At 39.2% G+C, this 22,401-nt stretch carries 20 protein-coding genes and 1 other annotated feature; of the genes, 18 read left to right on the top strand and 2 right to left on the bottom strand.

Annotated elements, in window-relative coordinates; translation table 11 throughout:
* The first annotated feature begins 48 nt into the window (after positions 1-48).
* The 17 genes from D1B33_RS06515 to D1B33_RS18875 all read left to right on the top strand — a co-directional run bounded on the left by D1B33_RS06515 (position 49) and on the right by D1B33_RS18875 (position 19,627).
* Positions 49-1,371 (top strand): M48 family metallopeptidase, encoded by a 1,323-nt coding sequence (locus D1B33_RS06515; protein ID WP_118875559.1) that lies wholly within the window; start codon positions 49-51, stop codon positions 1,369-1,371.
* 194 nt (positions 1,372-1,565) lie between these two features.
* A complete protein-coding gene (locus tag D1B33_RS06510) occupies positions 1,566-2,663 on the top strand; it encodes a 5-methyltetrahydropteroyltriglutamate--homocysteine S-methyltransferase (RefSeq protein ID WP_118875558.1) in 1,098 nt (365 codons plus the stop codon).
* 169 nt (positions 2,664-2,832) lie between these two features.
* Positions 2,833-3,882, top strand: a complete 1,050-nt coding sequence (locus tag D1B33_RS06505) for a beta-carotene 15,15'-monooxygenase (protein ID WP_118875557.1) — start codon at positions 2,833-2,835, stop codon at positions 3,880-3,882.
* A gap of 119 nt (positions 3,883-4,001) precedes the next feature.
* Entirely contained in the window at positions 4,002-5,093 is a 1,092-nt protein-coding gene (locus tag D1B33_RS06500; RefSeq protein WP_118875556.1) for a sensor histidine kinase, read from the top strand.
* Positions 5,094-5,133: 40 nt separating this feature from the next.
* On the top strand, positions 5,134-5,778 hold the full coding sequence (locus D1B33_RS06495) for a response regulator (protein ID WP_267897029.1): 645 nt from the start codon (positions 5,134-5,136) through the stop codon (positions 5,776-5,778).
* A 328-nt stretch (positions 5,779-6,106) separates the two neighbouring features.
* Entirely contained in the window at positions 6,107-7,039 is a 933-nt protein-coding gene (locus tag D1B33_RS06490) for an ABC transporter ATP-binding protein (RefSeq protein WP_118875554.1), read from the top strand.
* Between the two features lie 11 nt (positions 7,040-7,050).
* On the top strand, positions 7,051-8,304 hold the full coding sequence (locus tag D1B33_RS06485) for an ABC transporter permease (RefSeq protein ID WP_158582929.1): 1,254 nt from the start codon (positions 7,051-7,053) through the stop codon (positions 8,302-8,304).
* Positions 8,301-9,410, top strand: a complete 1,110-nt coding sequence (locus tag D1B33_RS06480; RefSeq protein WP_118875552.1) for an ABC transporter permease — start codon at positions 8,301-8,303, stop codon at positions 9,408-9,410. Before D1B33_RS06485 ends, D1B33_RS06480 begins: the two co-directional genes overlap by 4 nt.
* A gap of 215 nt (positions 9,411-9,625) precedes the next feature.
* Positions 9,626-11,839 (top strand): penicillin-binding transpeptidase domain-containing protein, encoded by a 2,214-nt coding sequence (locus tag D1B33_RS06475; protein WP_407656710.1) that lies wholly within the window; start codon positions 9,626-9,628, stop codon positions 11,837-11,839.
* A gap of 257 nt (positions 11,840-12,096) precedes the next feature.
* Positions 12,097-13,071, top strand: coding sequence for a PstS family phosphate ABC transporter substrate-binding protein (locus tag D1B33_RS06470; RefSeq protein WP_118875551.1), 975 nt, complete (start codon positions 12,097-12,099; stop codon positions 13,069-13,071).
* Positions 13,072-13,168: 97 nt separating this feature from the next.
* Positions 13,169-14,116 carry a phosphate ABC transporter permease subunit PstC gene (gene pstC, locus D1B33_RS06465; RefSeq protein ID WP_118875550.1) on the top strand — a complete coding sequence of 316 codons (948 nt, stop codon included), beginning with the start codon at positions 13,169-13,171 and terminating at the stop codon, positions 14,114-14,116.
* Between the two features lies 1 nt (position 14,117).
* Positions 14,118-14,996 (top strand): phosphate ABC transporter permease PstA, encoded by an 879-nt coding sequence (gene pstA, locus D1B33_RS06460; RefSeq protein WP_118875549.1) that lies wholly within the window; start codon positions 14,118-14,120, stop codon positions 14,994-14,996.
* A gap of 12 nt (positions 14,997-15,008) precedes the next feature.
* Positions 15,009-15,857 (top strand): phosphate ABC transporter ATP-binding protein PstB, encoded by an 849-nt coding sequence (pstB, locus tag D1B33_RS06455; RefSeq protein WP_407656709.1) that lies wholly within the window; start codon positions 15,009-15,011, stop codon positions 15,855-15,857.
* 21 nt (positions 15,858-15,878) lie between these two features.
* Entirely contained in the window at positions 15,879-16,535 is a 657-nt protein-coding gene (gene phoU / locus D1B33_RS06450) for a phosphate signaling complex protein PhoU (RefSeq protein WP_118875548.1), read from the top strand.
* A 104-nt stretch (positions 16,536-16,639) separates the two neighbouring features.
* Positions 16,640-16,865: a binding site (T-box leader), on the top strand.
* 95 nt (positions 16,866-16,960) lie between these two features.
* Positions 16,961-18,349, top strand: a complete 1,389-nt coding sequence (gene trpE / locus D1B33_RS06445; RefSeq protein ID WP_118875547.1) for an anthranilate synthase component I — start codon at positions 16,961-16,963, stop codon at positions 18,347-18,349.
* A complete protein-coding gene (locus tag D1B33_RS06440; protein WP_118875546.1) occupies positions 18,346-18,930 on the top strand; it encodes an anthranilate synthase component II in 585 nt (194 codons plus the stop codon). The genes trpE and D1B33_RS06440 overlap by 4 nt, the downstream gene beginning before the upstream one ends.
* The gene (locus tag D1B33_RS18875) at positions 18,908-19,627 is read left to right on the top strand and encodes a TIGR04104 family putative zinc finger protein (protein WP_118875545.1); all 720 of its coding nucleotides are present in this window, start codon (positions 18,908-18,910) and stop codon (positions 19,625-19,627) included. Before D1B33_RS06440 ends, D1B33_RS18875 begins: the two co-directional genes overlap by 23 nt.
* 41 nt (positions 19,628-19,668) lie before the next feature.
* Here D1B33_RS18875 and D1B33_RS06430 read toward each other — a convergent pair whose 3' ends face one another.
* Together D1B33_RS06430 and D1B33_RS06425 are read right to left on the bottom strand one after the other, a co-directional pair.
* The gene (locus D1B33_RS06430; protein WP_118875544.1) at positions 19,669-20,139 is read right to left on the bottom strand and encodes a glutathione peroxidase; all 471 of its coding nucleotides are present in this window, start codon (positions 20,137-20,139) and stop codon (positions 19,669-19,671) included.
* Between the two features lie 7 nt (positions 20,140-20,146).
* The gene (locus tag D1B33_RS06425) at positions 20,147-21,361 is read right to left on the bottom strand and encodes an MFS transporter (RefSeq protein WP_118875543.1); all 1,215 of its coding nucleotides are present in this window, start codon (positions 21,359-21,361) and stop codon (positions 20,147-20,149) included.
* 130 nt (positions 21,362-21,491) lie between these two features.
* On the opposite strand from D1B33_RS06425, the gene D1B33_RS06420 reads away from it, so the two are divergent.
* Positions 21,492-22,397, top strand: coding sequence for a LysR family transcriptional regulator (locus D1B33_RS06420; RefSeq protein WP_233549403.1), 906 nt, complete (start codon positions 21,492-21,494; stop codon positions 22,395-22,397).
* The last annotated feature ends 4 nt before the right edge of the window (positions 22,398-22,401 follow it).

The following is a 22,401-nucleotide window of genomic DNA, read 5'->3' as shown; positions in this document are numbered from 1 at the left end:
TCCAATTTTTCCTACACTAAAGTAAGAAGAAGAATTGAGGTGGAAATCTTGGCAAAAAAGTGGGGAATAGCTGCGGTCGTTTTGTATGCGGCCTATGCGATTGGGATGTATTTTTACATATTTCATGGAGCTTCCGGCAATATACCCGCAACCTTAAAAGGGACGGTTGCAGATCCGCAGACATTTATGACGGAACGGGAGTTATATTTAAGTGAGGAATATTCAAAAATTCGAAATTTCCTTTTCTTTGTGGTTACTCCTTTTGAATGGCTCGTTTATTTCTTAATATTGTTTACCGGCCTTTCGAAAGCATTTGAAAAATGGGCAGATATTAGTAAAAAGTGGCGATTTGTGAAAAATGGCGCGTATTTATTTTTACTGTATCTTTTTACGACCGTGCTATTTTATCCAATTGATGTGTATCGATACCAACTAAGCAAAAACTATGGCATCAGTACGCAAGAATTTTCAAGCTTTATGAGGGACTATATCATTGATTTTTGGGTAAGTTTCGGCACCACGTTGATTGTTGTGCTTGTGCTATATTGGCTTATACAAAAAAGCCCCAAAAGATGGTGGCTGCACGCATGGCTGCTTACGATTCCATTTGCCATTTTTATGATGTATATCCAGCCTGTACTCATTGACCCGCTATACAATGATTTTTATCCGCTGCAAGACAAAGAATTGGAAAGTAAAATTTTGGCCCTGGCAGATGAGGCGAATATTCCTGCAGAACATGTCTTTGAAGTCAATATGTCTGAAAAAACGAACGCATTAAACGCTTATGTAACAGGGATAGGAGACCATTCAAGAATTGTGTTATGGGATACAACGCTAAACAGTTTAACAGACAAAGAGATCTTGTTTATTATGGCACATGAAATGGGTCATTACGTACAAAAACATATCTACATCGGCATCGGAGCTTATATCCTAACCATTTTGGCTGGTTTGTGGCTGATTTCCAAAATTATGCCTTGGTTAATCTCAAAGTTCGGCACCGCATTGAAAATTGAGCAAATGAGCGACATTCGTTCATTGCCATTATTGTTGGTACTAGTTTCATTTTTGCTGTTTGTCTCAAACCCGATCTCCAATTTGGTTTCTAGATATCAGGAAACGCGGGCAGATGAATATGCAATGGAACTGACAGGGGATGCCCAAAGCGCGGTCAGTACATTCCAAAATCTTGCGAAAGCAGGGTTAAGTGAAGTGAATCCTTCTTTCCTTGTAAAAGTGTTCCGGTACACACATCCACCAATGTTGGAACGTATCAATACGGTTGCCAAGTTTGCGGTGAAGAATGAAACAATCCCTGAAACAGAAAATAAAACAAAAAATTCTGCAGAACATACAGAAGCAGAGTAAACCTCCAAGCTGGTATCCAAAAGGGTACTGGCTTTCTATTTGATTTTGTTATAGGGTAGTTTGTATCAAAACTTATAAATGTTGTCGGAATACTTAGTCTTGTTGGATTTTTATGATATAGTAAAATCTATAAATGCTAAAAAGAGAAGGATAGATGATATTCCGTATTACTTAAGAAGAAAAGAGGCAGTGTTATGGCACAATTGACAGCACCATTCCGTCATGATCATGTAGGGAGCTTTTTAAGACCACAACCCTTGAAGGAAGCGCGTTCCAAGTTTCAAAATAACGAAATTACATATGAAGAGTTAAAAGAAGTGGAAGATGAAGAAATTATTCGCTTGATTAAAAAACAAAAAGAGCTGGGTGTATTGTCCATTACCGATGGCGAATTCCGTCGAAGCTGGTGGCACTTTGATTTCCTGGGCGGCCTTGAAGGTATGGAGTATTACGAAAAAGAACATGGCTTGAACTTCCATAACATGGAGACGCGTAAAGAAGGAATACGTGTCATTGGTAAAATAGCGTTTGGAAATCATCCTTTCCTTGATCATTTCAAGTTTGTGAAAGAGCATGCAGGTGAATCCACTGTAAAATTTACGATTCCAAGTCCGAATATGCTGCATGCCCGTGCAGATCGCAACCTTGAAAGTTATCCCGATGAACAGGATTTAATCAACGATACGATTAAAGCTTACCAAGATGCCATTCAAGCCTTTTATGATGCTGGATGCCGCTATTTACAATTGGATGATACAGCCTGGGCTAGTTTGTTCTCCGATGAAACTCGCGCTAAATTGCAGGCAGAAGGCAAGGAACCAAAGCAATTCATGGATACACTTCAGTTTGTCATCAATGAATCCATTAAAAATAAACCATCCGACATGACCATCACAATGCATATTTGCCGTGGAAACTATAAATCGACTTTCCATTCGAGCGGCGGCTATAATTATGCACAGGAAGTTATTTTTGGCGGGCTGAATGTGGATGGCCTGTTCCTGGAATTCGATGATGAACGCTCAGGAAGCTTCGAACCATTGAAATATGTAAACCGTCCCGATCTCAAAATTGTGTTAGGCTTACTCACATCGAAGTTCGGTGAGCTGGAAGATAAAGAAGCGATTAAAGCACGTATCCAGGAAGCGAGCAAATTTGTTCCTCTAAATCAGCTTTGTTTAAGCCCACAATGCGGATTCTCTTCAACGGAAGACGGCAATATCCTTGAAGAAGAAAATCAATGGCAGAAGCTAGCGCTCATCAAAGAAATTGCCGAGGAAGTTTGGGGCTAGGATATAAGTCTATAATGAAAAATTTAAACAAAAGTGAAAGATTTATGGCAGAGCAGCCAGTCCTGCTCTGTTTTTTTGTTTTTATCGGAAATTGAATTGTAGTTAACAACTGTTTTTCAATATAATGGAAGTAGGAGATTTCCAGATAGACATGATGGAGGGGTTCGGAATGAACGTTGTTCAGAAAACAAAGCTGCAGTATATTTGGTTCATATTGCTTTTACTTGTCCTTTGTAGCAACATGATGTTATATCGAACTGAAATTGGCGAGAAGATTATTCAGACAGCATCAAGTGGCGTTGTGTTGGGCTCATTGCTTGACTTAGTGATCATTGCACCGATTTTGTATTTGGCGTGGAAGAAGCAAAAAAGCATCAAAATGTTCATTGTATTAATGGCAGCTGGCCTAGTCTTTGCACGGCTTCTCATTCCAATTGAATACTTAGGATCCTTTGCACCCATTACGTGGCTGGGCTTCGCGGTAGAAGCGGGCTTATTGTTCATTGAACTATTGATGATTACCATATTTTTCAAATATTTGCCCCGTATTGTAAAAGATACAAAACAAAGTCGTTTGCCTATGCTCTTTGCGTTTTCGAATGCCGTTGATGACTATGTAAAAAAACATCAGATAATCCATATAATTTGTTCGGAAATGTTAATGTTCTATTACGCACTTCTCAGTTGGAGAAAAAAGCCGATACAAGTTGAGAACAGCTTTACTTTGCATAAAAATTCGAGCTATATTGCATTTCAAATAATGCTGATTCATGCAATTGTCATTGAAACGCTTGGATTCCATTGGTGGCTTCATGACAAGTCCATGCTTTTGTCAATCGTCTTGCTGCTGCTCAATGTTTATTCGATCATCTTTTTGTTGGCCGATATCCAGGCTGTAAGGTTAAATCCTGTTACCATTACAAATTCACATCTTTATATTTCCCTTGGGTTAATGAAAAGAATGGATATCCGCTTTGATGAAATTGAATCTGTGATCACTGACAAAGTTCAGTTGAAGCAAAAGCTGGCAAAAGAAACGATTGATTTTGTTGCCCGCGATATCGATGAAGTTCATCCCACCATCATTTTAAAACTAAAGAAGCCGAAAGAAGCATCATTAATCATGGGAATCAAAAAAACTTATCAGAATGTGGCGATTAAATTCGATGATCAGAATGCAATAAATGCAATTTTAAACAAGTATAATGAAAAGCGGTAAAGAAGGAGAGGGCATAATACGCCCTCTTTTCTTTATTTGAACAATTTTTACAATTAAAAACAGCGAAAGCGTAATATAATAGAATTTGGAAATATTTACTTCGGAAATTGGGTGGTCTTTTGAAGATATTATTAATCCGCATTGTTTGCATCGTGCTGGTTTTTGGTTCTATATTCGTACATGCATGGCAAAACGGATATTCAATGGCAACTGTTTTACTGATGGGAAGTGGAGTATTAATTTTCTATTTTCTTGCACCAATTGCGAAATTTCCCTTGATGCATTATTTGCTTGCAATTGTATTCGTGGCCATAGGAAGCATTAGTTTTAACACCCCTCATTTGCTCTACTGGATGCCGCTGTATGGCTTTTTAATGTTGGAATCGGTTTTTCTGCTAAAAGAAAAGGCGTTTTTTCTTTTCATCGGTTTAACGGCAGCGGTTTTATTCATCACCGCTTTTTTAAATCAATATCCGATGTTTATGATGCTATTGCTGTCCACAATCATTATTAGCTGTATTATACTCCACCATTACATGGATCAAGTGAATTCGAAAAGTGTTGTCCTTGATGAAATCTTGACGCAATATAGACAGCTGAAGCGTCTGTCTGTGGAACAGGAGCAGTTTGTTCGAGCGGAAGAACGCACTAAGATTGCTCGGGATATCCATGATTCTGTCGGGCATAAACTCACTTCACTTTTAATGCAGCTTGAAATGATGTCGATCCGGCAAAATACCGAAAGCCTTTTGCAAGCAAAGGAGTTGGCAAGAGACAGCCTCGAAGAAACACGATATGCTGTGCGCCAGTTAAAATCTTCAAATACTTCGGGAATCCAATCGGTCCTTCAGCTAATTCGAAAGCTTGAAATGGAAAGTCGTTTGCATATTCGATTTACCCTCGAAAAAGGGGTATTAACCTGTCCCCTTACAAATGAGCAAAGTGTCGTGTTATATCGCGTTTTGCAGGAAAGCTTAACCAATGCAATGAAACATAGCCAGTCAAAAGAGGTGGAAGTCATTCTGGGAGTTAATTCAATACAACATATTCAATTTGAGGTAACCAATAAAATCATTGGCGATACACCCATCATTCAAGGATTCGGATTAACGAGTATGCAAGAAAGACTGCAAGAAATAGGGGGAGAGCTGCGGATCATCCGTACTGAACAGCACTTTACTTTGAATGGGTTTTTCCCCATCAACCATTAAAAGTGTAAATGAAAAAGGAAGTAACGGAGGGATAAGTGGATTGACGATACATATATTGCTCGTTGAAGATCAGACAATTGTCCGCAATGGCCTGAAGATGATTTTGGAGCAAGACGAACAATTGCAAGTTGTGGCAGAAGCAAGCAATGGGATAGAGGCTTTATCCCAACTCGAATGCCATCATGTTGATTTGGTCTTGCTGGATATTCGGATGCCTGAAATGAATGGCATTGAAGCGGCCAAACACATGAAAACAAAATTTCCTAATCTAAAAATAATCATTCTAACAACCTTTGATGATGATGAATATGCTTATGAAACTTTAAAAGATGGCGCAAATGGATTTTTGCTGAAGTCGTCTGAACCCGAAAAACTGATCGGGTCAGTCAAAAGCGTCATGAACGGTGGGCTTGTCATCCAGGAAGATATAGCAGCGAAATTGATGCCGAAATTATTCAAGCAGAGTATTCGGCGAGAAAGAGACGATATGGATATTCCATTAACCGAACGAGAGATTGCGATTGTCCAATTAATTGGGGAGGGCAAAACAAATAAGGAGATTGCGAACAGCTTATTTTTATCGGTTGGGACCGTTAAAAACCATATTACCAATATATTGCATGAGTTAAATTTAAGAGATCGAACTCAAATTGCAATCTATGCAATTAGAAATGAGTTGGTTTAACTTCATTCGGTACATATGTTTTAACTGTACCGAAAGTGCAGCGGCAGGTACATATGTTTTGACTGTACCGAAAGCGCAGCGGCAGTCACAAAAGGTTTTACTGTGACGAAAACGAAGTGACAGTCAAAATGACAAGTACATTGAAACAAGCAAAGGCCTCTCCCTATTGGGATGCCTCCTTTTTTATGTCAAATGGGAGGGAAACAAGGAAACCATCGAAAATTGCCAATCTGCTTTTTATGACTTAAGTCATTGTGAATGGTGACGCCGGCTACTTAGAAAGCATCCCGGTGATTGATAAAATGGATTCAGAAAGGAAGGCGAAAAGATGATCGAGGTAGTTAATTTGACAAAAACTTTTAAAAAAGCATCGGCGGTGGACCAAGTTAACCTCTATGTTGAGCCAGGTGAAATAGTGGGTCTATTAGGACCAAATGGCGCTGGGAAATCTACAACAATTGCCATGTTATCGACTCTTATAGCACCAACGGGAGGAGAAGTCTTGTTTAATCGGAAAAGTGTCGTTAAGCAACCTTCAGCTCTCCGAAAAGTTCTTGGGGTCGTTCCTCAGGAAATAGCGCTCTATACCGAGCTGACTGCACGTGAAAACCTTCAATTTTTTGGCAGTATTCAAAAAATGCCCAAACAATTGTTGAAGAAACGAATTGAAATCGTACTTGAGCAAATAGGGCTGGAAAATGAGCCGAAAAAATTAGTCAAACATTATTCCGGCGGTATGAAAAGACGCTTAAATATTGGCGTTGCTCTTTTGCATGAACCAGAATATTTAATAATGGATGAACCGACTGTCGGCATTGACCCCCAATCCAGAAATCATATTTTGGAAACCGTCAAAAAACTCAATGAGCAATTGAATATGGCCATCATTTATACGAGCCACTATATGGAGGAAGTCGAATTCTTATGCAACCGCATCTACATTATGGACCAAGGTCGGGTAATTGCATCCGGAACAAAAGAGGAAATCAAGGCAATTCTATCTTCGGAGAATAAAGTGCTATTGAAACTCGAAAAACTCTCAAACCAATTCCTGAATGAGCTAATGAAGCAGCCGGAGATTTCGAATATTGAGGGGAAAGAAAGCATAGTATCTTTTTCGGTGGCGAAAGAAACAAACTTTTTGCCAATGTTGCTGGCAATTTGCGAAAAACACAAGGTCCTTTTAAAAAGCTTTCAGGTAGAAGAGCCTACGCTTGAGGATGTATTTTTACATTTAACAGGACGCACATTGCGTAATTAGGAGGGATGAGAATGTTTTTGGCTTTAATTCAAAAGCAAATGAAAATATTGCTGCGCAGTCCTTCCGAAATATTAATTTTATTGCTGATGCCTATTGTGCTGATTCTCATCTTGAGCTTTGCTCTCGGTTCTTTGATGGACGGGAATTCGGAACTGGATATGATCGAAATGGCTGTAGTGGAACATGGAGATGAAAAGGTAGATTTTTCGTCATTTATTAAGGAGAATCAGAATCAGTTTCAACTGGATGCCAAAAGTTTGGGAAAAATGGAAGAGTCTCTCCCTGCTGGCCTATTAATGAAAATATTGACAAGCAAAGAGATGAAAGAAATTCTGCAGGTTACAAAAATAGATGATGCAGAATTGGAAAAGGCGAAAAACAGTGGGGAATATTCCGTTATTCTTGAAATACCTGAGGGTTTTACGCTGGATTACTTGAATGCATTGATTTTTCATAAGAAAGAGCCAACCCTGAACGTGCATTTTAATGAAAATGAACAAGTGACCTCTTCCGTTATTAAAGATCTTCTTGATCTTTTCCAGCAACAATATACGATTCATACCCTTTTAGGGCAAAATAATCTGCTTACCGAAGATATGGATTTGGCCTCTGGTGAAATAACTTCCACCATTCATTCAGTCGATTCTACAGAAAAAATAACTGCAAGTGTTTATTATACATTCAGTATGACCGTGATGTTTATTTTGTATGTTGCCGGTACCATCGCAAGTCAATCGTTTATCGAAAAGAGCATGAATATATTCGACCGAATTGTTTTGGCCCGTATTCATCCAATCATCTATTTACTGAGTATATTAGTTTCTACTATTATAATAGCTCTGCTTCAAGTAGCGATTTTATTTGCTTTTGCCAACTTGGTATTCAAGATTAGCTTTGTTCAATGGGAGCTGTACTTGATGCTCACTGTTATGCTGGCGATTGTGGTAGGAGGGATTGCTGCACTTTTAACTGCGATTAATTACCGATTTAATTCGGCAAATGCAAGCAATCTATTTTCGACTACACTGGTGGCAATATTCGCTTTCTTTGGAGGAAGTTATTTTAATATCAGCAGTTTATCTCCCGTCTTTTCAAAGGTCGGCATGATGACTCCAAATGGAGCAGCTTTGGATGCTTACTTTTCAATTTCCCAAAACGGCACAATACAAGAAATAGTACCTAATATGACAATCTTGTTCACCATGGCCGTTTTGTTGATGCTATTGGCGTTCGTGTTGTTCCCGAAAAGAGGTGGTACTGTATGATGGCAATTTTAAGAACAAAATTTCTGCTGCTTGCTCGTCAACCTGCAAGCTTTATAATTACAACGGTGATTATTTGTGTGTTTGCCTATGTTCTGGGGCTTGGTTCACAAACAAAACTCCCTGTTGCGGTTTACTCAGATCTCAGTCAACAGCGTACGGATGCAATTTTGGAAGAACTTCAAAAAATTCCGGAAAAAGAATTCACGTTGTATGGAGAAAGCGAAGCGATTACACGGGTAGAAGAAGGCAAAAATGTGTTGGCGCTGCATTTAATGGAAGGTGGGTTTGAGCTCATAACTTCGCCCGACTTTATGGAAGCACCGCTTGTAAGAAATCAAGTGAATACCGCCTATATAAAAGCAACGCAGAAAGAATCGATTATTAACGCAACTGCAATTGACCAACAAGAACGTGTTGAAGAGTTATTCAGTCAGGCAAGCAACAATCCGATTTTTCACTTGAGGTATTCTAGTTTTGCTAATGAAGATCAATTTATTTGGGACTCGAAACTGCACAGCTTGTTTGGGTTTAGCCTGTTTATGGTAATCTATACGGTGGCTAATTGTGTACATTATTTAATCATGGAAAGAAGAAATCATATTTGGGATCGATTGACGATTTCTTCTTTGGGCAAAACGAAAATATATTTCTCAAACATTTTATATAGCTTTTTACTTGGTTATTTGCAGATTCTACTCGTTCTATTTATTTTTCATTATTTAGTGGGTGTTGATTTTCATGGCGGCTTTTACAAGGCCTTGCTGCTTGTCGTTCCGTATTTGCTATGCATAGTATCCTTAGCTATTTTTATAGCTTCAGTTGTAACGACACCTGGAAGATTCAATGCCATCATTACAGTCATTGCGGTTCCATTTGCAATGCTGGGTGGAGCTTATTGGCCATTGGAAATCGTAACATCCGAAGCGATTTTGGCATTATCCTATATTTCCCCAATCACATATGGTTTGGAGCTTCTTAATGGGGCAACAATTTACCAGAATACATTCCAGGATTTAATCCTTCCACTGGCTGTCCTGCTGTTCATGGCTGTCGTATTAATGGGAATCGGCATTAATGTCATGGAGAAGAGGGAACAGAAAATCTAAAAAATTATTTTAGGGGCAAGAATGATTTCAGGCATTCTTGCTCTTTTAATGTTTGCAGCAGAGAATACTGAGTTTAAAGGAACCAATTTCGTTCATTTCCGTCACAAAACTTGTAGATTCAACTTCATCGCCGCTTTTTAAACATCCGCTAGAATGCTATACTGAGTAGTACGCGTGTGACACAAAAGAAACTCAAGAAAGGGGAGTACTGTTAATTGCGAAAGAAAATAAAGACTCAACGGGCTTCCAGCGTGAAAGCTACATATCGCGCCAGCTTGTCATTTCGTATGAACGTCCTTTTCTTTTCCATATTTTTATTGTTTTCGTTGCTTATTTTTCGATTAGGCTACCTGCAAATCGTAAAAGGGGAAGATTATGTACGAGCTTTGGAAAGAACGGAAGAGGTCGCGGTCAATACGAGTGTGCCTCGCGGCAGGATTTACGATCGCTATGGAAGAGTATTGGTGGATAATGAGCCTGAAAATGCGATTACATACACAAAAATGCAAACAACAACAACCGAAGAGATGTTGGATATTGCAGAAAAATTGGCAAAACTAATGGAACAGCCTACCGAACGCGTCACTTTAAGGGATCAGCAAGATTTCTGGATCATGAAAAATAAAGAAGAGGCGTATAAAAAAGTTTCAAAAGAAGAGGAAGAAAAATTACGGCAAAATGAAGAGATGGAAGAAAAGGAAATTCAATCCGAAATCGACCGAATGGTTCGCGAGCGAATTACCAAAGAAGAATTGGCGGAGCTGACGAACCACGATCTGGAAGTGCTCGCCATTTATCGCGAAATGACTTCCGGCTATAATTTATCTCCTCAAATCATTAAAAATGAAGAAGTAACAGATGAAGAATTTGCAAGAGTTTCAGAAAGGCTTTCAGATTTGCCGGGCGTTAATACAACCACTGATTGGAGGCGTGTCAAACTTTCTTCACTTGGGATCTTGGGACGAACAACAGTGCCGAGCAAGGGAATTCCTAAATCCCATCTGGATTACTATTTGGCAAGGGATTATTCACGCAATGACCGTGTAGGCGAAAGTTATTTCGAAGCACAATACGAAGAACTGCTGCAAGGCCAAAAATCCGTCGTGAAAAATATTACGAACAAACAGGGCGAAGTCATTGATACAAAGACAACGTTCGAAGGGGAACCCGGAAACGATTTGGTTACAACAATCGATATAGAGCTGCAGGCGGAGGCGGATCGGATTATCGAAGAAAAATTAATAGAATTAAAAATGATGAGCCAGTCACATTTGCTTGATCGTGCATTTTTTGTCATGATGAACCCAAAAACAGGTGAACTATTATCAGTTGTCGGCAAAAAAATCGAAACAGATAAAGAAACAGGGAAAAAGTATATTGTCGATTACTCTTATGGTACGTTTACTACGGCCTACGAGGTCGGTTCTACAATGAAAGCTGCAACACTGCTAATGGGTTATTCCGAAGGTGTTATTGAACCGGGGACAGTTTTAATTGACCAACCAATCAAATTGCCTGGGACAGATCCAAAGAGTTCGATTTTTAACCGTTCCGGCAGAATACCAATGGATGACCAAATGGCGCTGGAACGTTCTTCAAACTCCTACATGTTCCAGACCACTATGAGAATTGGCGGAACCAACTATAGTTATAATATGCCGTTTCGACCAAAGGACGGTACACTTCAAACAATGCGCAACGGTTATGCCCAATTTGGACTTGGCGTAAAGACAGGCATTGATTTGCCGAATGAATTCGCGGGCTTCCAAGGGGAATTGACGGACGCGGGGAAACTTTTAAACTTGAGCATTGGACAATTTGATACCTATACACCGATGCAACTGGTGCAATATATTTCCACGATTGCCAACAATGGTTATCGCGTCCAGCCTCGACTTTTAAAAGAGGTGCGCAATCCTTCCAAGGACGGGGAAGTGTTGGGACCTCTCGTAGAGGAAGTAACACCAAATGTTTTGAATCGAATTTCCAACACAACTGATGAAATTGAACATATTAAACAAGGTCTGCGTCGCGTATACACTGGCGCTCAAGGTTCGGCTCGCAGATATTTTGCCGATGCGCCATTCACTGCAGCAGGTAAAACAGGGACAGCCGAGGTTGTCTACTATGGACCGATTCGCGATGAATGGGCAAATATGACACAGAATATAGCTCATGTTGGTTTTGCTCCGTATGAGGATCCGGAAGTAGCCTACGCGGTGATATTCCCATGGGCTACAACGAATTTCAACATTGCATTGCCACACGCCAACCAAGCAGCCAGAGAAATCTTGGATGTGTATTTTGAACTTAAAGACAAATATGCAAAAGAAGGACTAACATCCAGTTCGGTCAAGCAAGAAATCCTGCAAGCACCAACCGGTGAAAAAATAGATGAGGATACAGAAGAGCAAACTGTAACTGAATAAATAAAATCCCTTGGTTTATGAAAAACCAAGGGATTTTTTTGTGAAATTTGAACATATTAAGCCTAATAAATCAGCAAATACATTTGAAAAAATAGAGGTGATTTCTTCAAACAAATATAAAAACAACTCTTGCATTTACAAAATTCGACTACGATTTACAATTTCTTTACAATCCGTTTATATGACGTCAACAAACTAACATTATAGTTTTACCTGTAAGACAAACTTACTATGAAAATTGATGGAGGAAATAAGAGATGAAAAAGTGGAAGTACTTAACGATGACAGCCGCACTTGGCTCAGCTTTAGTTTTGGGAGCATGTGGTTCTGATGAAACAAAAGAAACAGAAACAGGTACTGAGCCGGCAACTGGCAGCGATGCTGCAGAACAAGGCACAGCACAATTAACTGGTTCGGTAGCAGGTGATGGTTCGTCAACTGTAGCACCAATTACTGAAGGTCTTGTTGAAGAGTACGCAGCTGCTCAACCAGATGTACAAGTATCAGTTGGTGTATCAGGTACAGGTGGTGGATTTGAAAAATTCATCGCTGGAGAAACTGATTTCTCGAACGCATCACGTCCAATCAAAGAAGAAGAAGCAGCTAAATTAAAAGAAGCTGGCATTGATTATACAGAATTCCAAATTGCTTTCGACGGTTTAACAGTAGTAGTTAACCCAGAAAATGACTGGGCTACTGAATTAACAGTTGACCAATTAAAACAACTTTGGATTGAAGATGGAACAACTAAAAAATGGTCTGATATCGACCCATCTTGGCCGGATGAAGAAGTGGTATTCTACTCACCAGGTACTGACTCTGGTACTTACGATTACTTCGATGAAGTGATTTTAGATGGTGCTGATCTAGTTAAAAATGCAACATTGTCTGAAGATGACAACGTATTGGTACAAGGTGTTGCTGGTGACAAAAACGCTATCGGATTCTTCGGTTATGCATACTACACAGAAAACCAAGATAAATTAACTGCAGTAAGTGTTGACGGTGTCGCACCAACTAACGAAACAATTGAATCTGGAGAATATACTCCACTTTCTCGTCCACTGTTCGTTTACGCTAAAAACAGCGCATTACAAGAAAACGAAGCATTCTATGACTTCATGAAATTCACTTTAGAAAACGCTGGTTCAATGGCTGAGGCTGTAGGTTATGTTAAATTGCCGGATGAACTTTATCAAGAAGGTTTAACAACTTTAGAAGGCTTAAAATAAAATTAGAATTACGAAATAAAATAAGATGTGTGGGCGTCCTACCACGAAAGTAAGGACACTCACGCATTTTCTCACGTATATGAAGGGAGTTTGCATTATGGCTTCTCAAGGCTTAGGGAGGGAGCACTCAGTACAAGATCTGATTGCGAAATCCCGTGACAAAAAAGGAAAAAGATTTGTAGAAAAATTAATGCCAATAGTTCTTGTTACTATTGCATTGATTTCCGTTCTAACAACAGTAGGGATTCTGTTTACCTTAATTTTTGAAACCTTTGAATTTTTTCAGAGAGTATCAATTACCGATTACTTATTCGGAACTGAATGGTTACCGTTCTCGGGCAGTGAACCACTCTTTGGAGTATTGCCTTTAGTATTGGGAACATTAAAAATAGCAGTGATCGCGGCATGTGTTGCAGTACCATTGGGAATTGCTGCTGCAATTTATCTAAGTGAATATGCTACTGATAAAACACGCCGAATTATTAAACCGGTATTGGAAGTATTAGCTGGGGTACCAACAATTGTTTATGGTTTCTTTGCTTTAACTTTTGTCACGCCAATGCTTCAGGAATTGATACCTTCGCTGAAAATATTCAATGCACTTAGTCCGGGTATTGTTGTTGGGATTATGATTCTTCCCATGATTGCATCGCTATCTGAAGATGCGATGAGCTCTGTGCCCAACTCCATACGAGAAGGCGCTCTGGCCCTTGGAGCAACTAAGTTGGAAGTTTCATTAAAAGTTGTTTTACCTGCTGCTCTATCCGGTATTATTGCTTCGGTAGTGTTGGCTGTTTCCCGTGCAATCGGGGAAACGATGATCGTATCGCTTGCTGGTGGTGCAACACCTACATTTGACTTGAATGTAACAGGATCGATTCAAACCATGACTGCTTATATCGTTCAAGTTTCTTCAGGTGATGCTGGATATGGAACAACAATTTACTATTCAATCTACGCGGTTGGATTTACATTATTTATCTTTACATTAATTATGAACTTACTCGCACAATACATTTCAAAACGCTTCAGGGAGGAGTATTAAAATGAAATATTTAAACGATACTACCGTGATGAAGCGTATGAAATCTCGTTTAACGATGAATAAGGTATGGAAAACCATATTCCTTCTTGCTACATTATTGGCTTTGCTAACTTTAGTTATTCTACTTGTTCGTATTGTTTCACAGGGGGCTGCACATCTAAGTTTAGATTTCTTCAACAATTTCGGTTCCCGATTCCCTGAAAAAGCTGGAATTAAAGCAGCATTGATAGGTTCGATTTATTTAATGCTGATTATTGCACCTGTATCGATGATTTTAGGGATCGGAACCGCTATCTATTTGGAGGAATACGCAAAGAAAAACAAATTTACCGATTTCATTCGGATGAACATTTCAAATTTAGCCGGAGTTCCTTCCATTGTATTCGGTTTACTTGGTTTAACTATCTTCGTGCGTATGTTATATTTAGGAAAAAGTCTTCTGGCAGCCGGTTTCACTATGAGCTTGTTAATTCTTCCGGTTATCATTGTTGCTTCACAAGAAGCGATTCGTGCCGTTCCCAAAGATCAACGAGAAGCCTCGTATGGTATGGGGGCGACAAAATGGCAAACTATTGTACGCGTTGTATTGCCCGCAGCCATTCCGGGAATCTTAACAGGAAGTATTTTAGCCTTATCCCGTGCTGTTGGTGAAACAGCTCCATTAGTAGTATTGGGTATTCCTGTAATTTTGCAATTCTTGCCGGATGGTTTACTAAGTCAATTTACAACATTGCCGCTGCAATTATATGATTGGGCAAAACGTCCACAGGAGGAATTCCAATATGTTGCTGCTGCAGGTATAATTGTCTTAATGGTACTCCTTGTGATTATGAACTCTATTGCAATCTTTATCCGCAATAAATTCTCAAAACGATATTAAGGAAGTGTTAAAGTGGTAGAGCTTAAAAATAAAATGACCAACAATGAAAATCACATAAACAAGTCGTCTTCACAATTTGCTGGTGAAACTAATAATGCAACTGATAAAAATTCTGTATTCTTAACTAAAAACTTCAACCTTTGGTATGGTGATCACCATGCATTAAAAGATATTAACCTCGATATAAAAGAAAATGAAGTAACAGCTATTATCGGTCCATCTGGCTGTGGTAAGTCGACATATATTAAAGCATTGAACCGTATGGTAGAATTAGTACCGATTGTGAAAACAAACGGTGAAATTAATTATCGAGGCCGAAATATTCTGGATTCTTCCTATGAAGTGGAAGAATTGCGTACTCGTGTAGGTATGGTTTTCCAAAAACCAAATCCTTTCCCAAAATCAATCTATGATAATATCGCATATGGTCCGCGTATCCATGGCATTAAAAACAAAAAAATTCTTGATGAAATCGTTGAAAAATCGTTGCGTGGAGCAGCAATTTGGGATGAAGTGAAAGACCGCTTAAACCAAAATGCATACGGCTTGTCAGGCGGGCAGCAACAACGTATTTGCATTGCACGTTGTTTGGCGATCGAGCCTGATGTCATCTTAATGGATGAGCCGACTTCAGCTCTTGATCCAATTTCAACATTAAAAGTGGAAGAACTTGTGCAAGAACTGAAAGATAACTATTCAATTATTATCGTGACACACAACATGCAACAGGCAGCACGTATTTCAGATAAGACTGCTTTCTTCTTAAATGGGGAAGTTGTCGAGTTCGACAATACAGATAAAATCTTTTCTACTCCAAGAGACCAACGCACAGAAGATTATATTTCAGGCCGTTTCGGATAATGAGAAGGGATTGATTGAATTATGGCAGCAAGGGAACGCTTTGATCATGAAATTGAAGCCATTCAATCAGAATTATTAAAGCTGAGCAGTAGAAGTATCAAAGCTTTGGAAACGTCTTTTCTCGCTCTTGTGGAAAAGGATATTGATAAAGCAAAAGAAGTTATTCAGCAAGATTCGGTGTTGAATAAGCTGGAAGAAGACATCAATGATCGCGTGATTAAAGCAATGACACGTCAGCAACCTGTTGCAAAGGATTTGCGGCGTTTGGTGGTACTTCTTAAGGCTGCTTCCGATTTGGAGCGTGTAGGAGATTATGCGGTCAATATCGCGAAAGAATCACTTCATATCGGAAAAGAACGCTTTATTACTTCGATTGAATTATTGGAAGATATGTGCTTCAAAACAACAGAAATGCTCAAACATGTGATTGAAGCGTTTGTGGAAGAAAATATGAGCAAGGCGAAAGAAGTCGCAGAATATGATAATCAGATTGATAAAATGTACGGAGATATGATTACTCATTTAATGCGATTAAGTTCAGTTGCTCCGGAAAGTATTTCACAAATTACGTATCTTTCCTTTGTTTGCCGATATATCGAGCGTTGTGCAGATCATGCAACCAATATTGCGGAATATTTGCTTTACCTTAAAAAAGGGCAACGTATTGACTTGAATTAAATCAACTTGTGGAGTTTCCTGAAAAGGAAGCTCCTTTTTTTTATATTTTTACCGAAATTGTTTGAATAGATGAAATATTTATAATAAAATAAGGTTAGTTGAATAATAAAGCAATTATGAAAAATAGTAGTATTATGAAATGGCAAAGAGAGCCAGCGGTTGGTGCGAGCTGGTGCATAACATAGTATGAATGGGCTTTCTAGCTTCCGGTATTGAACCAACAGAGTAGGTACTGGCGTATTCTATGCGTTAAAACAGTTAAGAGGGCTAAATGTTGTTGTATGGGCATTTAGTCAATGAAGGTGGCACCACGGCTTTTTCGTCCTTTTGTGATGAAAAGGCCTTTTTATATTGTATACCAGTTAAAGGGTATCAAAATAAAGTGCAGAGAACAGTTGAGTCGAGTATAGAAAGGGAGAGTAGAGATGACTGTTGAGCTAAAAAATTATGTCATGCATGAAATTCAGGGAGATATGATGACACCTATCTCCATATTTGAAAGTCTTTCCGGACAAAACAGGGTGCTTTTTGAATCATCCGCAAAACATGAAGAAAGCGGACGATATTCCTTTTTGGCGGTAAACCCGGTTGCTGAGCTAAAAGGTGATCAAGAAAACTATACCTACCAATTTGAAGATGAGGAACCGCAAATAGAAAAGGGTTCGGTATTGCATAAATTAAAATCAATTCTTCCCGTTCAAAATGAACAATACCCTTATTCCTTTTTTGGTGGAGCGATAGGTTTTTTTGGTTACGACACTGCTTTTTATAACGAAAAAATTGGCGAGGCATTGGAAGATGAACTGCAAATGCCGGATGTTCATGTTTATTTTTATGACACGTTTATCGTTTTTGATCATTTAACTCAGAAGGTAGCGGTTGTTTCAATCGATTTATTCAAGAAAGGTTTAAGCCAAGCGGACATGGAAGAAAAGGTCAACCTCCTCGCAAATGAAATGAAGAAAGGCGCAACCTTTACCGAAGAAACCCCGGTAACGCTCAACTTCGAACCGACAATAGAGAAGGCTGAATTTATTGAAATGGTGGAAAGTGCAAAACGCCATATCGAACGAGGGGATATTTTCCAAGTTGTCCTTTCTCAGCGATTTAAGACGGAATTTACCGGCAAGCCTTTCTCGCTCTATCGAAGATTGCGAACTTCAAATCCTTCACCATATATGTTTTATCTAGAGTTTAATGATTATTCGATTTTAGGAACTTCCCCGGAAAGTTTGGTAAAAGTTCTAAATCGCCGTGTCACAACGAACCCTATTGCAGGGACTAAACCGAGAGGGAAGACGAAGCAAGAGGATGAGTTGCTCGAACAAATGCTGATCAATGATGAAAAGGAAATTGCGGAGCATCGCATGTTGGTGGATTTGGGGCGCAATGATATTGGCCGGGTGAGCAAAATTGGTACTGTACAAGTAACAAAATACATGACGATCGAGCGCTATAAACATGTGATGCATATCGTGTCCGAAGTAACAGGCGAATTGAATGAGGATGCGCATGTTTTGGATGTCTTGACCTCTTGTTTACCGGCAGGAACGGTGTCCGGTGCCCCAAAAATAAGAGCAATGCAAATTATCAATAATTTGGAACAGTTAAAAAGAGGGGTATATGCAGGGGCAATAGGCTATATCTCGACAACCGGAAATATGGATTTGGCTTTGGCCATTCGAACAATGATTGTGAAGGATGAAAATGCCTATGTACAGGCGGGAGCGGGTATAGTTTATGATTCGGTTCCGGAATCGGAGTACGAGGAAACAATCAATAAAGCGAAAGCTCTTTTGGAGGTACACAGATGATCCTGTTAATCGATAACTATGATTCTTTTACGTATAATTTATATCAGCAGATTTCAAGTTTAAATCGAGAAGTCCGAGTAGTGCGGAACGATGCACTCACAATTGAAGATATTAGAAGTCTTAAACCTGAAGCCATTGTACTCTCGCCAGGACCAGGAACTCCGTCGGAAGCCGGAATAACGGTTGGAATCGTCAAGGAATTATATAAAGAATTTCCGATTTTAGGGATTTGTTTAGGGCATCAATCGATTGGTGAAGCTTTTGGCGGCACAATCTTGCGTGCGAAAAACATTATGCACGGTAAACTTTCTGGATTAAACTACGAAAAGAAAGGGTTGTTCCAGTCGCTAGAAGGTGACATTGAAGTAATGCGCTACCATTCTTTAATTATAGAACCAACTACTTTGCATAATGATTTGGAAGTGGTTGCGGTCTCAGAGGATGACGGTGAAATTATGGCCATCCAGCATATACACTATCCGGTATTTGGGCTGCAATTCCATCCAGAGTCTATCGGAACGGAAACTGGATCCAAAATGATTGAATCTTTCTTAAACTATGTTGGGGCTGTGGAAGTTTAAGGTTGTGTTATCGACTATCCACCTACTTCTGTCAGGGTCGAATTTATCAGCAAGTGGGCTTTCGATTAAGGTACTAACACTGCGACCATACATCGAATATGGCCATTTCTATTGGATGTTTGGATTGGTTCTCCTGGAAATGATAACGATTTTATTGTTATTTGCGGTCGTAAAGAAAACAAAACGTTGGAATGGCAATACCTTCTTTAAGAAAGTTAATAGCCTTGTACTAGCTAAAAGTTCTAGTTTTGCTATGCTATATCTTTTTTGTACGGGCATTGCTCTTTTGTTAACAGTTACGAGAGTGAAATCCTTGATTGGCATTCAAAGCTTGATTGCGTTTTTTACCATTTTGATAAATTGTTTATTGTTATTATGGTTTGTGAGAAATCTGCAAAGAGTTGTTTGTCCTCATTGCCAACAATCATTTACAAGGAAACAAATATTTAAAATGACTTGGACGCCATACCGATTAAAGTGCATTCATTGCCAAAGAGCTATTTTCCTTAGTGAGGCTTCAAGAAAAAGAGCATCCCTATATGTTCTTGTTCCGTTGCTAAGCTTTTATGGCCTTGGGTTTTTAGGGATACCCTTTCCAATCATTGCTTTTTCGTTTGTTGTCGTTGCGATTTTTTTCAATGTTTATATTAACCTTTTTACAACGAGTTTTTCAAAAGAGGATGAACCGTTGTGGTGATAAACAATAAAGGACGCTCAAACTTTGAGTCGTCCTTTTTCTTATAAATATTTGATAATTTCGTTTTCCAGTTTTGATGGCTGATCTGTCGGTGAGAATCGCTTTACCACGTTGCCATGGCGATCCACCAAGAATTTCGTAAAATTCCATTTCACATTTTTTCCCAACAACCCTTTTGATTGTTGTGTTAAGTATTTAAAAAGCGGATGGGCATGTTTGCCATTTACTTTTACAAGTTCATGCATTGGGAAGGTAACGCCATAGGTAAGGCGACAACTCTGTGCTGCTTCATCTCCGCTGCTTAATTCTTGTTTGAATTGGTCAGAAGGAAATCCGAGAATTACAAGACCTCGTTCGCGGTGTTTTTTGTAAAGTTCTTCAAGGCCGATAAATTGTCCAGCTAAACCGCATTTTGTTGCCGTATTTACAATGAGCAGGATTTTGCCTTGATAACGTTTTAATGGATAACTTTCTCCCTTTTCGTTTGTGACAGAAAGGTCATAAATGTTCATCGTATTCCTACTTTCTCCCATTAAAGTCATGGGTTGCTTCATTTCGATTCAACCTTACCAGAGTAACAGCAAGAACAAATGCTGTAACCAGAAAAGTGCTGATATACGCAATGATACCATTCCAACCCCAGTTCGACCAAAACACCCCACCGACAGTTCCTCCTAAGCTCGAGCCGAAGTAATAGGCAAAAAGGTAAAGCGACGATGCTTGCGCTTTGTCTTTTTTCGCGCGGAAACTAACCCAGCCACTGGCTATCGAATGGGTTCCAAAAAAACCAAAGGTAAAAACAACAATCCCCACGATTTTAATGGCCAGGTTAACGGGAAGAGTAAGAATGGCACCAGATAACATAATCATGATGCCAGCAAGCAATACTTTTTGGCGGCCAAACTTGTCGGAAAGACCGCCAAACCACGTGGAGCTGAATGTGCCTACCAAATACACGATAAAAATCCAGCCAACAAAGCTGCTGCTCAAATTATATGGTTCATTGAGCAATTTATAGCTAATATAATTATACAGCGTGACGAATCCACCCATCAAAGTAAATGAAATGCCAAATAAGCAAAGTAAACCTGGATCCTTTAAATGCTCGCCCAACGATTTAGATAGCGGCTTAAATTCAAGCTTTCTCGGTTGAAAGTGCTTGGAAGCCGGCAATGCCCAGACAAAATATAGGCAAATGGCTAAACTAAGCACCCCCGTGAAGGCCATCCCTATTTGCCAACTCGATAGGTCCGTCATTATTCCCATAATGATTCTTCCCGCAAGTCCGCCAACTGAATTACCGCTAATATAAAGTCCCATTGCCACGCCTAAACTTTTAGGATCGACTTCTTCGCCCAGATAGGCCATGGCAATTGCAGGTACGCCTGCAAAAACAAATCCTTGTATCATCCTTAAAATTAACAGCACTTCAAAGTTTGGAACAAAAGCAAGGAAAATGGTCAGTATGGAAGCGGCAAAAATTGAAATTGTCATTAACCGTTTGCGGCCCCATGCTTCCGAAAGAGAGCCAAGCACTATTAAACTAACCGATAAGACGCCGGTAGATAAAGAGAGTGAAAGACTGGCTGTAGCCGGAGATACCCCAAAAGTTTCGGAGAATTGGGGAAATAATGGCTGTGTAATATATAAATTTGCGAAAGTTATGAACCCGGCTGCAAACAGGGCCAGGTTTGCAAAAGTAAATTCTTTTGTTCCTTTTTGCAAATAATTCATGCGGCAGCGCCTCTTTTTAAAAAATTAACCTTTTATGGCCTTTTATTTATTATAATGAAGATGGATATATAAGGATAATTTATTATTTTTATCTAACTTATAAAGTTTATTTATGAGGGAGCCCGATGTCATGGATTTTAATTCGCTTCATTATTTTGTACTCGTGGCAAAAACGGAAAATATGTCACGTGCTGCTGAAACTTTGCATATCACGCAACCAGCTTTAAGTAAATCCATTTCATTATTGGAAGAAAACTTGGGTGTGGCATTGTTCGACCGAAATGGAAGATCGATTAAATTAAATCGCTATGGGAAATTTTTTTTGGAACGTGCAGAATTTGTTTTGAAAGAATACATAAAAGCAAAAGAGGATTTATTGAATTTGACATCTCCCGGTCATGGCGTTGTATCGATAGGTTTTATCCATACGCTTGGGCTTGAAGTCATACCTCAACTGATGACTGCTCTTAAAAGGGTTTATCCTGACATGAAAATTCAATTGACCCAAAACAATTCAAGTGCCATTTTAAATAAACTTGAGAAAGGGGAATTGGATGTTTGCCTGGTTTCTTCTTTGGAAAAACAGAAGGACATCGTATGGGAAAAGCTTTGGGAGGAGGAGCTTTTTTTAATTGTTCCCAAGGACCATCGTTTAGCGAATAAAGAGCAAGTGAACATGAAGGATTTTGCGAGTGAACCATTTATTTCGATTAAAAAAGGGAATTCTTTAAGAAAGTCTGTTGATGATTTATATAAACAAGAGGGCTTTGAACTGAATGTTGCGTTTGAAGGGGAAGAGGTTCATACAGTGGCAGGTCTGGTCGAGAGTGGTTTGGGTGTTTCGCTAATTCCGCACATCAAGGGATTGGAGCATTATAAAATAAAGCTGTTGAAAGTGGCAGCAAAAAATTGCCGTCGGGAAATTGGCATAGCATATATGAGCCATCACTTTAAAAGCACTGCAGTTCTTCTGCTTTTTGAGTATATTCGTGAATATTTTCTAGGAAAAATAGAGAAAAAGGGCGGTATTGATTAAGTGG

It is taken from the genome of Ureibacillus yapensis, from assembly GCF_003515775.1.
GTDB lineage: Bacteria > Bacillota > Bacilli > Bacillales_A > Planococcaceae > Ureibacillus > Ureibacillus yapensis.
This window is presented reverse-complemented; position numbering and strand designations above follow the sequence as displayed.

What these genes read in the sequence shown, in the direction of transcription:
- D1B33_RS06510 (WP_118875558.1), top strand. Translation starts at nt 1,566, where the DNA reads ATGGCACAATTGACAGCACCATTCCGTCATGATCATGTAGGGAGCTTT.
- D1B33_RS06505 (WP_118875557.1), top strand. Translation starts at nt 2,833, where the DNA reads ATGAACGTTGTTCAGAAAACAAAGCTGCAGTATATTTGGTTCATATTG.
- D1B33_RS06490 (WP_118875554.1), top strand. Translation starts at nt 6,107, where the DNA reads ATGATCGAGGTAGTTAATTTGACAAAAACTTTTAAAAAAGCATCGGCG.
- D1B33_RS06485 (WP_158582929.1), top strand. Translation starts at nt 7,051, where the DNA reads ATGTTTTTGGCTTTAATTCAAAAGCAAATGAAAATATTGCTGCGCAGT.
- D1B33_RS06480 (WP_118875552.1), top strand. Translation starts at nt 8,301, where the DNA reads ATGATGGCAATTTTAAGAACAAAATTTCTGCTGCTTGCTCGTCAACCT.
- D1B33_RS06470 (WP_118875551.1), top strand. Translation starts at nt 12,097, where the DNA reads ATGAAAAAGTGGAAGTACTTAACGATGACAGCCGCACTTGGCTCAGCT.
- pstC (WP_118875550.1), top strand. Translation starts at nt 13,169, where the DNA reads ATGGCTTCTCAAGGCTTAGGGAGGGAGCACTCAGTACAAGATCTGATT.
- pstA (WP_118875549.1), top strand. Translation starts at nt 14,118, where the DNA reads ATGAAATATTTAAACGATACTACCGTGATGAAGCGTATGAAATCTCGT.
- phoU (WP_118875548.1), top strand. Translation starts at nt 15,879, where the DNA reads ATGGCAGCAAGGGAACGCTTTGATCATGAAATTGAAGCCATTCAATCA.
- trpE (WP_118875547.1), top strand. Translation starts at nt 16,961, where the DNA reads ATGACTGTTGAGCTAAAAAATTATGTCATGCATGAAATTCAGGGAGAT.
- D1B33_RS06440 (WP_118875546.1), top strand. Translation starts at nt 18,346, where the DNA reads ATGATCCTGTTAATCGATAACTATGATTCTTTTACGTATAATTTATAT.
- D1B33_RS18875 (WP_118875545.1), top strand. Translation starts at nt 18,908, where the DNA reads ATGTTGGGGCTGTGGAAGTTTAAGGTTGTGTTATCGACTATCCACCTA.
- D1B33_RS06430 (WP_118875544.1), bottom strand. Translation starts at nt 20,139, where the DNA reads ATGAACATTTATGACCTTTCTGTCACAAACGAAAAGGGAGAAAGTTAT.
- D1B33_RS06425 (WP_118875543.1), bottom strand. Translation starts at nt 21,361, where the DNA reads ATGAATTATTTGCAAAAAGGAACAAAAGAATTTACTTTTGCAAACCTG.
- D1B33_RS06420 (WP_233549403.1), top strand. Translation starts at nt 21,492, where the DNA reads ATGGATTTTAATTCGCTTCATTATTTTGTACTCGTGGCAAAAACGGAA.